This is a genomic window from Bacillus basilensis, from assembly GCF_050630465.1.
GTDB classification, from domain to species: Bacteria; Bacillota; Bacilli; order Bacillales; family Bacillaceae_G; genus Bacillus_A; species Bacillus_A basilensis.
In genome coordinates this window covers 415,588-428,246 of sequence record NZ_JBNTQO010000005.1, presented here as the reverse complement: position 1 = coordinate 428,246, position 12,659 = coordinate 415,588, and the positions used below count along the sequence as shown (strand labels likewise).

General features: G+C 34.0%; 13 protein-coding genes. 5 read left to right on the top strand and 8 right to left on the bottom strand.

Annotation, left to right across the window (positions count from 1 at the left end):
• On the bottom strand, positions 1-542 hold a 542-nt coding region (locus tag ACQVV1_RS14190), incomplete at its 3' end, for a lyase family protein (RefSeq protein WP_431169011.1).
• A 24-nt stretch (positions 543-566) separates the two neighbouring features.
• The gene (locus ACQVV1_RS14185; protein ID WP_431169010.1) at positions 567-1,838 is read right to left on the bottom strand and encodes a cation:dicarboxylate symporter family transporter; all 1,272 of its coding nucleotides are present in this window, start codon (positions 1,836-1,838) and stop codon (positions 567-569) included.
• Positions 1,839-2,215: 377 nt separating this feature from the next.
• Between ACQVV1_RS14185 and pyrH the strand changes: the two genes are divergently transcribed.
• Positions 2,216-2,959, top strand: a complete 744-nt coding sequence (pyrH, locus tag ACQVV1_RS14180) for a UMP kinase (protein WP_001982970.1) — start codon at positions 2,216-2,218, stop codon at positions 2,957-2,959.
• A gap of 53 nt (positions 2,960-3,012) precedes the next feature.
• Here the strand turns inward: pyrH and ACQVV1_RS14175 are convergent, their stop codons facing one another.
• The 6 genes from ACQVV1_RS14175 to ACQVV1_RS14150 all read right to left on the bottom strand — a co-directional run bounded on the left by ACQVV1_RS14175 (position 3,013) and on the right by ACQVV1_RS14150 (position 9,434).
• Entirely contained in the window at positions 3,013-4,224 is a 1,212-nt protein-coding gene (locus tag ACQVV1_RS14175) for a phospholipase D-like domain-containing protein (protein WP_242251371.1), read from the bottom strand.
• Between the two features lie 110 nt (positions 4,225-4,334).
• Positions 4,335-5,480: an ABC transporter permease gene (locus ACQVV1_RS14170; protein WP_431169009.1), complete on the bottom strand. Its 1,146-nt coding sequence runs from the start codon at positions 5,478-5,480 to the stop codon at positions 4,335-4,337.
• Between the two features lies 1 nt (position 5,481).
• Positions 5,482-6,591, bottom strand: a complete 1,110-nt coding sequence (locus tag ACQVV1_RS14165; RefSeq protein WP_431169008.1) for an ABC transporter permease — start codon at positions 6,589-6,591, stop codon at positions 5,482-5,484.
• Positions 6,592-6,628: 37 nt separating this feature from the next.
• Entirely contained in the window at positions 6,629-7,567 is a 939-nt protein-coding gene (locus ACQVV1_RS14160; protein ID WP_242251368.1) for an ABC transporter ATP-binding protein, read from the bottom strand.
• A gap of 123 nt (positions 7,568-7,690) precedes the next feature.
• On the bottom strand, positions 7,691-8,791 hold the full coding sequence (locus ACQVV1_RS14155) for a sensor histidine kinase (RefSeq protein ID WP_242251367.1): 1,101 nt from the start codon (positions 8,789-8,791) through the stop codon (positions 7,691-7,693).
• Positions 8,792-8,795: 4 nt separating this feature from the next.
• On the bottom strand, positions 8,796-9,434 hold the full coding sequence (locus tag ACQVV1_RS14150) for a response regulator (protein WP_431169015.1): 639 nt from the start codon (positions 9,432-9,434) through the stop codon (positions 8,796-8,798).
• Between the two features lie 208 nt (positions 9,435-9,642).
• Between ACQVV1_RS14150 and ACQVV1_RS14145 the strand changes: the two genes are divergently transcribed.
• Genes ACQVV1_RS14145 through exsE form a run of 4 tightly spaced genes read left to right on the top strand, consistent with a single transcriptional unit; the run spans position 9,643 to position 12,644 of the window.
• Positions 9,643-10,188 (top strand): RNA polymerase sigma factor, encoded by a 546-nt coding sequence (locus ACQVV1_RS14145; protein ID WP_431169014.1) that lies wholly within the window; start codon positions 9,643-9,645, stop codon positions 10,186-10,188.
• Complete coding sequence (locus tag ACQVV1_RS14140; RefSeq protein ID WP_242251365.1) at positions 10,185-10,628, top strand: hypothetical protein; 444 nt, start codon at positions 10,185-10,187, stop codon at positions 10,626-10,628. Before ACQVV1_RS14145 ends, ACQVV1_RS14140 begins: the two co-directional genes overlap by 4 nt.
• Positions 10,621-11,691: a hypothetical protein gene (locus tag ACQVV1_RS14135; protein WP_242251363.1), complete on the top strand. Its 1,071-nt coding sequence runs from the start codon at positions 10,621-10,623 to the stop codon at positions 11,689-11,691. The genes ACQVV1_RS14140 and ACQVV1_RS14135 overlap by 8 nt, the downstream gene beginning before the upstream one ends.
• Complete coding sequence (exsE, locus tag ACQVV1_RS14130; RefSeq protein WP_242251361.1) at positions 11,688-12,644, top strand: exosporium protein ExsE; 957 nt, start codon at positions 11,688-11,690, stop codon at positions 12,642-12,644. The genes ACQVV1_RS14135 and exsE overlap by 4 nt, the downstream gene beginning before the upstream one ends.
• Positions 12,645-12,659 lie beyond the last annotated feature (15 nt).

The window sequence follows — 12,659 nt, the reverse complement described above, 5'->3', positions numbered from 1 at the left end:
GCTTTTAATTCAAATACATCGTGCATATAACCCATCGTTTGTAATAAACCTTCTAATGCGTTTAATGTTGCGATATGAATCGCCGTTGGGAATGCATCGTTTGTTGATTGTGCCATGTTTACATGACTATTTGGACTAATATAATGATAGTCTCCCTTTTCCATTCCTAATAATTCAAGTGCACGATTGGCAATGACTTCATTTGCATTCATGTTCATTGAAGTACCTGCTCCGCCTTGGATTGGATCTACGATGAAATGATCATGCCATTTTCCATCAAGAATTTCTTGAGCAGCTTCTGCGATCGCGCCGCCCTTGTTCAATTCTAATCTTCCTACATCTGTATTAGCAAGCGCTGCAGCTTTTTTTACAACTGCGAACGCTCTAATTAAACCTTCATGGATTTTGTATCCTGTAATTGGGAAGTTTTCAACTGCACGCATTGTTTGTACACCGTAGTATGCATAGTTTGGTACTTCTTTTTCACCTAAAAAATCTTTTTCAATTCGAACACCATTTTTAACTTCAGTTAATGTTGCCATGATTATTCACTCCTTAACGATTTCTTATGCTGCTTTTGTTTCTTTGACTGTTTCTACATATTGTTTTGCTTTCTCATTATCGAATTCGCCTTCCCACTTCGACATAACAATGGCCGCTAATGCATTTCCTAATACATTGACAGATGAGCGAATCATATCTAAAATGCGGTCAATTCCCGCAATTAACGCGATACCTTCTAGTGGTAACCCCATTGAACCTAACGTTGCTAATACAACAACGAACGATGCACCTGGAACTCCCGCCATACCCTTGGATGTTAACATGAGAACGAATAATAACGTTATTTGCTCTGTCAGTGACATGTGCACACCGTACATTTGTGCAACAAACAATGCCGCTAACGCTTGATAAATAGCCGATCCAGTCAAGTTAAATGTATAACCTGTCGGAATAACGAAAGAAGCAACTGCCTTTGGACAACCGAACTCTTCCATTTTTCTCATTATATTAGGTAAAACAGCTTCTGAACTTGCTGTCGTAAATGAAAGAATAAGTTCTTCTTTTAAAATTTTCATTAACGTAAAAATGTTTACGCCAACCATTCGAGCATTAATACCTAATACAATCACAACGAATAGTATAACAGTTACGTATACAGCTAGCACTAGTTTTCCTAAAGGAAGTAGTGTTGCTACACCAAATTTTGCAACCGTAACCGCAATTAATGCGAATACACCAAATGGTGCAAATTTCATAACTTGATTGGTAACCCAAAACATCGCTTCGAGTACACCTTCAAAGAAGTTAAAGACAGGCTTTCCTTTTTCCCCAATTGCCGCAACTCCTAAACCGAATAATACTGAGAAGAAAATAATCGGTAATAAGTCACCTTGTGCAATCGATTCAAATACGTTTTTCGGTACAATATGAACAATTGTCTCAGCAAAACCTTTCTTCTCTGTAGCATCAGCTGTTTGTTTATAAGAAGAAATATCGCTTTGCTGTAAGTTATTCATATCAACGCCAGTACCTGGTTGGAATATATTTGCCGCAAGTAATCCCATTAAAATAGCAATTGTCGTAATAATTTCGAAATAAAGAATTGTCTTCCCGCCTAGTTTCCCAAGCTTCTTCATATCACCTACACCAGCTACCGCAACAATTAATGCTGAAATAACAATCGGTACTACAATCATTTTAATTAAGTGAATAAATATATCCCCAATTGGTGTGATATAAGAAATCGCCGTTTTATTACCATAGAAGATTGCCCCTACTATAATCCCTAAAACAAGTGCAACAAAAATTTGTGTCGCCAATCCGAATTTTTTCATTTATGTTCATCCCCTTTATGCGAACGCTTTCATTTCGTATTTATAAAAGCTTACTCACACATCATATAAGTGAACCTACAAAATCATACAAAAACCTACAAGTTCGTCACAAAAAATTCGAAAATTTTTCTTTTCTTTTTCATTGACACCTTTTTATTAAAAAGAGATAAAATATACTTGATAAGTAATCAGATTGTTTCGTATAATCAAAAAGATATATACTTACAACAAATTGAAATGAAAAGGAGTCGATAGTATGAAAAATTATGTACAAAAATCCATCTTATCTTCTTCTTTTCTTTTTCATTTTCTTAAAAAGGAACAAAGGCATTCGCCTTTGTTCCTTTTTTATTGCGATCTATATAGGGGGAATTGTTATGAGGCCATATAAAAGAGTCTTAATTAAATTAAGCGGCGGTGCACTTGCCGATCAAACCGGAAATAGCTTTAACTCCAAAAGATTAGAACATATCGCAAACGAAATTTTATCCATTGTTGATTTAGGTATTGAGGTATCCATCGTCATCGGAGGCGGGAACATTTTCAGAGGTCATTTAGCTGAAGAATGGGGAATTGATCGTGTAGAAGCTGATAATATCGGTACGTTAGGTACAATCATTAATAGCTTAATGCTACGCGGCGTTTTAACAAGCAAAACAAATAAAGAAGTGCGCGTTATGACTTCCATCCCATTTAATGCTGTAGCCGAACCATACATTCGCCTACGTGCAGTCCACCATTTAGATAACGGTTATATCGTTATTTTTGGAGGCGGGAACGGGCAACCATTCGTTACCACAGATTATCCAAGTGTTCAAAGGGCTATTGAAATGAATAGTGACGCAATATTAGTTGCAAAACAAGGAGTAGATGGTGTCTTTACCAGTGATCCAAAACATAATAAATCAGCGAAAATGTACAGAAAGCTAAACTATAACGATGTTGTTAGGCAAAACATACAAGTAATGGATCAAGCCGCTTTATTACTTGCCCGTGATTATAATTTACCAGCACACGTCTTTAATTTTGATGAGCCTGGAGTAATGAAAAGAATTTGCTTAGGTGAGCATGTGGGGACATTGATTAATGATGATGCTTCATTGCTTGTGCATGAAAAATAAATATTTTTCATTAAAAAAGGGTGTCTATAAAAGACACCCTTTTCCATTAACCTTTATAAATAAAAATCCATCACCCCTGAAAATTTCTCCTTACAACGCTCCCAAAAAGATAACTTCTCAAAAAATTCTTTCGTCATTTCTTTTGAATCACGAAAATCCTCTGTTAACGTCTTATTCACTTGCCCTACAATAGGACCACCATGAATATAAAAATTCATTTCATCATTTATATTGAAGCTACGCGAAGTAAAGTTTGTTGTACCAATAACGGTTAATTCATTATCAATAAGCATTAATTTGCCATGGAACATTCCTTTTTTATAACCGTATACAGTAATCCCGTTATTAACAGCTTGGCGTATGTATGGATACGCCGCTTCTTTTATAAGAGGTAGATCTGGTTTATATGACCAAAGTATTGTTACTGTAACACCACGCTTTTGCGCCGCGATTAAAGTATTCATTAGTTCTTTATTTTTCGCTATAAAATACGGCGTTGCAATTACAATTGAGTGCTGAGCTTGTTTTATTAGCTCTATATATTTTTTAGCAACGTAATGCCCATTGTAACTGACCATAGTATGCAATGTATTCCCTTTACTAGCCTTATTCGTACTCCTCTTTATATCTTCTTTCGTATCTCGTTTCCAATCTAAAGCAAATTGTTCCTCTAAATCTTTTGCGCCTTCTCCTTTTATCCGTACATGATAGTCTCTCCAGTACCCAAAGTGCTTATCTTTCCCTAAATACTCATCTCCTATATTAAAACCACCCGTATAGCCAATCTCTCCATCAATCGTCGTAATGCGGCGATGATTACGATGATGAAGGGAATAAAACCCGAATGGTAATTCCTGTTTTCTACTATATGTAAAATGCACGCCATTTTCCTGTAATTCTTTTTTCATCTTTCTTTCAAATGATAAATCGTTAAGTAAATCGACAGATAAATATACGTTTACTCCTTCTCTCGCCTTTTCTTTTAATAAATTTAAAAAAGTATGGCTGCTTTTATCATCCGATAAAATAAAAAAATAAGTGTAAATAGATCGTTTCGCTTCTTTTATATCAGTAAATAACTGTTTATAAAATGACTTTCCTTCTACATATAATTGAAAATCACTATGATGAGGTGCATATTCTATCGGCATGTTTTTCCCGGTTTCCATTTTCCGTCCGAGCGTAACATCGATATGCATACAAATTAAAATAAAAGCGAAAATAGCAATAATAATAGAAGTAACTCGCAATATTTTTTTGATCATTTTAATTTCCTTCCGCTCGTTTTCTTTCCACCTTTCTATTTTGTCATTCCAATTTAGATTTCATGCTTCATACAAAAAAGGATGTGACTTAACGTCACACCCTTTTCATATTAAACAAAGTTCCTTGCATCATTATTTCTTCCAAACTTATAAATTGCAATTAAGAAGAATGCTATTGCAAAAGCAAATAAAATTAAAATATTTACATACAACTCTGAAAATGGAATTTCTTGTTGTAGTTTTGATACTGTGTCTAATAGCCATCTCTGCGGAAGAAAATCGGCTACTTTTTGCACTGCTTTCGGCATAATTTCATATGGGAAATAACATCCAGACAGTAAACATGTCGGTACAATAATCATATTTTGCATTGCATTTGCTGATGCTGAGTTTTTCGAAAAAGCAACAAGAACTAACGATATTCCAATCGCTATTAAAGCAAATAGCATGAGTACACCAATCATCACTATGAAAGGCATATTGATATTCGTATGAAAAATTTTCGTTAGGAATAGGATTGTAATTAGAATTTGTACTGTGAGTATCATCATATTGACCCCGACATTAGATAATATGAATTTCTTCCCATCTATCGGCGTTGATAAGAGTCTAAAATACGTTCTATTTTCTTTTTCTTTTAAAATATATCCTGATAAATTCGCTGCTGAAAACAGCATAAACATAATAAGATAGCCCATTGTTTGATTTGTCATATCTTTATTTTTCGAAGTATCTTCTAGCGTCTCAGTTTTCATTTTAAATGCACTTTTTTGGTACCCTGCGTACATATTATCAAACGTACTTTGATCTGTTCCTGCCACTTTACTAATAGCTGCTACGTTATCAATATAGTTGTATAAATATGATTTTATAAATCCTGTTACTTGATCACCTTTAATCGATGAAATTTCAATATGATCTGGCTTCCCTTCTCGAACACTTTTTGAAAAACCAGATTCTAATGTAATAACTCCATCAAGTTTTTTGGAAGTGAGTTTATCCTCTACTTCAGACTCCTTAACCTTACTCACGTTCACATTGTTTAATCCTTCTAAAAACTTTATCGTATCATTTGCTATCGGCTCATTTTCTTTATTTACAATCCCGATATTTAACGTTCCTTGCCCTACATTTCCGTATATCGAAAAAGAGATGAGCGTTCCGATTATCGGCAAACTAATAATAATGAATAACCCTTTTTTATTTTTCAAAAGTACAGATAACGTTTTTTGTATGAGCCATAAAATATCTTTCATACTATAGCCCCTCCCATCTACGTAATGCAATAATCGCAATTAATAAAAAGAGTGCTGATATTCCAAGGTTTAAAGAAATGACTGGTAGTGCTGCTCCTACATCATTTGCATAAATAATTTTCATAACAGCTGTATTTGCCCACGTTAATGGTGATAAATTCGTAACGAAATTTTCTTCTACTACGAAATATGCACCACCAAAAATAGAAGCTAATTGTACAACTACAAGAATAATTGCTCTCGATGATTCTGCTGTTTTCGTAATATAGCCAATCCCTAAACCGAAGCTAATTGCTAGAAAGACTTGTGTTAATAAAATAATAAATATGATTCCAAGATGCTCGCCCCAATTCGCTTGAAAAACAAATTTACTAAATAACATGACGAGTAATATACACAGGGCATTTGCTACTAGACTACCAAGTATTTTTCCAATGAATATTTCAGCCTTACTTATAGGCGCAGCAATAAGGCGATCTCCTGTTTTACGTATTCGTTCTTCTCGAATTAAAGAACTCGCTCCCATCGCAGCATATAGTGCGATCATCGTTGTCATTACAACCGCATAATAGTCCATAGAACCTGGCTTTTTCGCAGCTTGTAAAGATGTTTCTTTTATATAATTATTATGATTTCCATTTGAAACAACTGTGCTCACCTTACTAGGATCTACTTTTGCAACTTCGGCCGCTACATTGTACTTATCAACAAATGTTGTAAGCATGCCCTCCACAATACTTCCCTCAATACTACTTTTGTCACTTCCGTAAAATTTTGCACCATCTTTATTTAATTCTACATAAGCAGCATATTTATTTTGCTTCACTTCTTCTTTCCCATCTATACTGTCGGAAGCTTTTTTAAAATGAATACCCGATTTATCGATTTCTTTCGTAAATGCTTCAAACGATTGAGAAAATGTGCTACTCGCTTCATCTTTATATAGCACTTGTATATCCTTAATCGATTGACTATCGCTATTAAATGCATTCGTTAATGCTGTCCCTAACACGAGCATGAGCACAATCGGAAATGCTAACATAAAAACTAAAGTTCTTACGTCCCTGAAATCTCTTTTAATATGCATAATTGCAATATTGAAGATGTTCAATTGATGAACCTCCCTTTACCTTTTCTTCATTTACCCTTTATTTATCTCGTAAGTTTCTTCCAGTCAACGTAAGGAATACCGTTTCTAAGTTTGGTGCCTGCTCCTCTAACGAACGAATTTCAATGCCATGATTAATGAAATGCTGAATAATTTTATTTAAATTATTTAATCCTGCATCCGAGTTTACCTTAATTACGTTCTCTTCAATTTGAACAGCTTTCACACCATTTATCTCTTTTAACTGTTCTACATCTAAATTTTCTACTGACTTTACTTCAATCCAAATGTCTTTCGTATCGGTAATAATCGCTTTTAACTGTTCTTTCGTTCCTTCTGCGATCACTTTACCATGATCGACAATTGCGATTTTCGTACAAATCTCTTCCACTTCTTCCATGTAGTGGCTCGTATAAATAATCGTGCTACCCATTTCATTTAATTTACGTACTGACTGCAGAATATAGTTTCTTGACTGTGGATCAATTCCAACTGTCGGCTCATCCATAATAATTAACTTCGGTCTATGTGCGATTGCACAAGCGATATTCAGTCTTCGTTTCATCCCTCCAGAAAAGTTTTTCGGGTAACTTTTATGTTTATCGCTAAGCCCCACAAATTGAAGTGCTTCCTCTACTCTTGCTTTTAGCTCAGCTCCTCTTAGCCCATACAATCCAGCAAAGAATTTCACATTTTCATAGGCAGTTAACTCTTCATAAATCGCAATATCTTGCGGAACGATACCGATATTCATCTTCGCAAATCGATTATGTTTCTTAATATTTTTTCCTAGTATACTAATTTCACCTTCATTGCTTCTTAACAACCCAGCAATCATATTAATCGTTGTACTCTTACCAGCACCATTTGATCCTAAAAAGCCAAATATTTCTCCTTCTTTAATAGATAAAGACATATTATCTACCGCGATGAAATCACCAAATTTTTTCGTTAAATTTTTTATCTCTAATGTATTCATCATTTCACCCCTATTTCGGTTTCTCTACTTTTAGTATAAACAAAAAAAATGAACCTGCTCAGTGCAGAAGTTCACTCTTTTCACATGAGAATATTCACTTTTTTCCTATGAGATGATTCATCCTCATATTGGCAACAACATTGTTACCGAAAAACCATTTTTTCCATCTACAATAATTTTCCCGTTTACAGACGCTGTTCGCTCCTCCATCCCCATAATACCGAGACCTTTTTTCACAAGCGCTGCACCTTTTCCGTTATCCTTCACTTGTACTTTAACCATCTTGTTAAGCACATGAATATCTATGGAAATCACTGTTGCATCAGCATATTTCATTGCGTTTGTAAGTGCCTCTGTAACATTTTCACCGATAATCTTCCACTGAATCGGTGAAATCAAATCTAAGTTCCCTTTATATACGAAAGGAATATTTATATCATGCTTACTGGAAAATTCCTCTATGAATAATTTCATACGGTGAATACCAATTTGCTCAGTAGGTGGCTTCATATTTTTTAATGTAATACGAATGCTTTCAATTCCATCTTTAGAAATATGAATAGCATTTTGTAATAACTCCGCAGATTTTTCTTTATCTATTTCCATTAACCTCTTTGCTGCTTCCATTTGAATAAGTGCGCCCGTCATTGAGTGGCCAATTTTATCATGAATTTCTTGTGACAACCGATTTCTCTCTTCTAACTTAAATGTGTACTCTGATTGTCTTATGTACTCTTTATTTTCATTTAAACTTTTCGTCAGTCGTTGCAGATCTTTTCGCATCTTATCATTTTGTGATTCAAGCTTTACTACACGCGATATATACCGTTCTGCCATAGTTAATACGATGAAAGAAAATGCAACAATTAATCCATACGTCATTCGAATACTTTCATCTGTAAAGATAATAGGAATCATCATAGTGATAAAGAGCTGCCATTTCTTCTCTATATAACGAAATATAATTTCATATAAGTTCAATGGTAAAAACAAAATAAAAAACGGATGAATCTTCCATGTAAATAACATAACTACACCGATTGACACAGAAGTTAATATGTTTTTGTACGTGTTATTTTTAAATATAGAGATCAGCACGTTTACAGAAAGATATAAAAGCAAAGTAAGTATAATCCATGGTAAGTTTGCAACATTTAAATAAATGTAACTAAACACAATATATATAAAAACAATTAATTTACTTACAATTAACCAAAATTCCATATCTTTAATCTACTTTCCCTATTAAATAATAAATCGCAATTTGTGTACGATGTTCAAGTCCAGTTTTCCCTAAAACTGATGTAATATAATTTGCAATCGTTCCTTCTGATATAAAAAGTTGCTTTGAAATTTCTTTATTCGAAAAACCTTTCGCAATTAATGCGATAATACTAAGTTCTCTTTCTGTAAAAAGACTTTTATCTATTTTACATTCTTCCTCTTTGCTTTCCATTAAATTGCACTTAATTTTATCAAGCACTACATCTTGCATAACTGTTTGACCGTTATATACTCCTTTTATCGCATCACGAATACGCTCTGGATCATTATTTTTTAATAAATAGCCTTTCGCTCCGTTTTTCACTGCGTCCAAAATATATTCATCATCATCGAATGTCGTTAAAATAAGCGGTTTCGTTCTCGTCTCTTCACAAATAAATTTCGTTGCCTCTACCCCGTTCATGTTTGGCATACGAACATCTAAAAGTGCAATATCGACTTCATGCTTCTTACAATATGCTACAGCTTCTTCCCCATCATTTACAGTATCTAATACTTCGAATTCTTCGTATGTATTTAAAATAATCTTCATGCCTTCTCTAATAAAAGAATTATCATCTGCTATTAATATTTTAATTTTCATGTTTGTTAGTATGGACCTTCTCCTACTAACATTCACATCCTTTCTCCGCGTAACATTTCCTCTTTGCTCATTATATACTTCTTTTTACCATTTTTTCATATAGCCTCCTTCCTAAAAATATATTATTCTTTTTTTACAACATGTGTAGGGTGACTTACCATTTCTTACGTCTATATAATAGAATGCGTCAAAAAGGAGGGAGAGACCCATTGAGGAAAAACAATTAATTGAAAAAGCACAGCAAGGAAGCGAACATGCCTTTCGTATTCTTGTACAAACCTATCGTCATTATATTTTTCAAGTTATCTTTTCTATTGTAAGACATGAAGAAGATTCGAAAGATGTTACACAAGAAGTATTCGTAAAAATTCACGCCTCTCTCCCTAATTATCAATTTCGCGGATTGAAAACATGGATGGCTCGTATTGCCACTAATCACGCTATTGATTATAAGAGAAAGAAAGCTAGAGAAAACGAAGAACTCTCCTTATGTAAAGAAACTGAGGAAAATATAAAATCCTCTCATAATATTGAGGCTTTATTATTGACGAAAGAGCAAAAATTACTCATTGCTCAAAAACTGCGAGAACTTCCCGAAAATTATCGTGACGTCGTTCTCGCACATTACTTAGAAGAAAAAAGTTATCAAGAAATTGCTTTACAGGAAAACATCGAAGTGAAAACAGTCGAAATGAAACTGTATCGGGCAAGAAAATGGATTAAAAAACATTGGAAGGAGGAAGAGTTTCTATGATGCATTATTCAAAAGAAGATTGGCGCAATTATACATTAGATCTTATAGAAAGCAATGAACGTGAATCTATGGAAGAACACCTTTATGAATGTGATCATTGTTTAGCACTTTATATGGAAAGTATTGATGAACAACAGGAAAACCTTCCAATGATAAATGATGATTCATTTACGAACGAAGTTATGAAACAAATTAATTTTGAAACACTACAACCTAATGAAAATATAAAAACAAACTCACTAAAGCGCACCATTATTCACTACATAATTGCGACTGCGGCGACAATTATTTTTATGGTAAGTGGTTTATTCCAATATATTTTCACAGCGACATCAAATTTCGAGAAATCTTCAAAACATAACGTGTCTTCTATCTCACAACAAATTGTAAACAAATCGGTAGACACATCAAAAAAGGACGGAGGTTCAAAGCATGAATAAAAATCCCTTTTTAGCACTTGTATTAGGGCTAATCCCCGGGCTTGGTCATTTATATGTAAAGAAATTTGGACGGTTTATTTTATATAGCGGAGGGGCTGTATTTCTATTTATCTTTGCAGCATTTTGTACAATAGCATTAGGAGAGCGTGATATTGCTTTTCTTTCTCTGTTTTTACTAGTCGTGTTATGGGCAATCAATTTATTAGATTTAGTTATCACTATTATTAATCAATCGAAAAAACAAGCAGCTGGAGAATTGACAGAGTCCTCTAAAGAGAGCGAACGTTTTTATATCATTCTCCTATCAATCATTCCTGGTCTTGGTCATTTTCAATTAGGACTTATGCAACGTGGACTTACATTTTTAGTAGCTTGTACAGGGATCGGGAGTATGATCATTTTCGTTGCACTTTTAACATCCCAAGAAAGCTTCCTTATCTTCCTTATTACATTACCTGTTTTATGGATTTATAATTTCTTCGATGTTGTTCAGCAACTACAGAAAAAAGAACGTGGTGAGCAATTAGTTGATCGTACTATTTTCGAAGATTTTGAAGAGCACCGTGAACAAGGAAAGAAAAGTAAAACATTCGCTTCTATTTTAGCGATGTTCCCCGGAGCAGGACATATGTATTTAGGCTTACAACGCCGTGGCCTTCAGCTTATGGCAGCCTTTTTACTTTCAATATATTTACTTGACTTATTAAGGCTATCTGCGTTTTTATTTTTAGTACCAATCATTTGGTTCTATAGCTTTTTTGACGCTTTACAGCAAACTTCAAAATACGGAAAAGAACGTGTAAATGACGAACCTATCATTGATTATTTTATCAATCATCAAAGATGGATCGGTATTGGGTTAATTACACTTGGTGGTTATTATTTATTAGATCAAACACTCCTTCCTATTTTGGACAATTATTTTGCAACTATATTTAACATTCATCTTAGCGAGCTGTATTATCGCTATTTCCAAACATCTATCGTTGCACTCCTCTTAATTGGCGGCGGCTTTAAATTGTTACTTGGAAATAAAGAAAACAAAGGTGGTACAAAAGAATGAGAACATGGCGCGTTGGAACATTTTCAATGGGGCTTTCTATTATTGCATTAGGTTGCTTCTTACTATTTTCAGTTATGAGAGGGACTCAGGTATTAGATTCCTTAACAGCATGGTGGCCTGTTTTACTTATTATACTTGGCGTAGAAATTTTACTATACCTTCTATTTTCTAAGAAGGAACAATCATTTATTAAATATGATATTTTTAGTATTTTCTTTATTGGCGTTTTAGGAAGCGTCGGAATTGCTTTTTACTGTTTATTATCAACTGGATTACTAGATGAAGTTCGTCATTCTATTAATACCACTCGCCAGACGAGTAATATTCCAGGTGGACAACTTGATATACCTGAATCTATCAAAAAAATTGTAGTGGATGCAGGGCATCACCCTCTGACAATAGAGGGAAATAATACAAATCAAATTCACCTTCTTGGAACATATGAAATGACGACGAAAGCTAATGAAAAACTTAATTTAAAACAAGAAGATTTCCTTTCCATTCAAACAGCTGGTGAAACGATGTATGTAACATTAAAATCATTACCAGCTCAACATAAGTTCTTTAACTCAACACCAAAAGTGACACGGACACTTGTACTTCCGCAAAATAAAAATGTAGAAGTTCGTGCTTCAAATAACGAACTATCTCTTTATCCAGGTCAATTACAAAATAATTGGTTTGTACAAGAAAGCTCAAGGGTGTCTGTCCATCTTGCAAAAGAGAGTGATGTATCTTTAACAGCAGTAACAAATCAAAAAGAAACACATGGAAACACACCTTGGGAACAAGTTGAAGATGTAACGAAAAAAGAAGATACTACTTCAGAAGAAAATCCAGAATTCAACGGGCAAGAACATTGGTATAAAAATTCGATTAAAACCGGAAATGGGACACACAAATTAAACATTGAGAAAGCTTACAATTTAAATATGAGTGTTATTGAAAAATAAGAAACCTTCCACAAT

Coding starts and splice junctions, on each gene's coding strand:
- ACQVV1_RS14135 (WP_242251363.1), top strand. CDS start 10,621: ATGAATAAAAATCCCTTTTTAGCACTTGTATTAGGGCTAATCCCCGGG.
- ACQVV1_RS14140 (WP_242251365.1), top strand. CDS start 10,185: ATGATGCATTATTCAAAAGAAGATTGGCGCAATTATACATTAGATCTT.
- ACQVV1_RS14185 (WP_431169010.1), bottom strand. CDS start 1,838: ATGAAAAAATTCGGATTGGCGACACAAATTTTTGTTGCACTTGTTTTA.
- ACQVV1_RS14160 (WP_242251368.1), bottom strand. CDS start 7,567: ATGAATACATTAGAGATAAAAAATTTAACGAAAAAATTTGGTGATTTC.
- ACQVV1_RS14150 (WP_431169015.1), bottom strand. CDS start 9,434: ATGAAAATTAAAATATTAATAGCAGATGATAATTCTTTTATTAGAGAA.
- ACQVV1_RS14170 (WP_431169009.1), bottom strand. CDS start 5,480: ATGAAAGATATTTTATGGCTCATACAAAAAACGTTATCTGTACTTTTG.
- ACQVV1_RS14155 (WP_242251367.1), bottom strand. CDS start 8,791: ATGGAATTTTGGTTAATTGTAAGTAAATTAATTGTTTTTATATATATT.
- pyrH (WP_001982970.1), top strand. CDS start 2,216: ATGAGGCCATATAAAAGAGTCTTAATTAAATTAAGCGGCGGTGCACTT.
- exsE (WP_242251361.1), top strand. CDS start 11,688: ATGAGAACATGGCGCGTTGGAACATTTTCAATGGGGCTTTCTATTATT.
- ACQVV1_RS14175 (WP_242251371.1), bottom strand. CDS start 4,224: ATGATCAAAAAAATATTGCGAGTTACTTCTATTATTATTGCTATTTTC.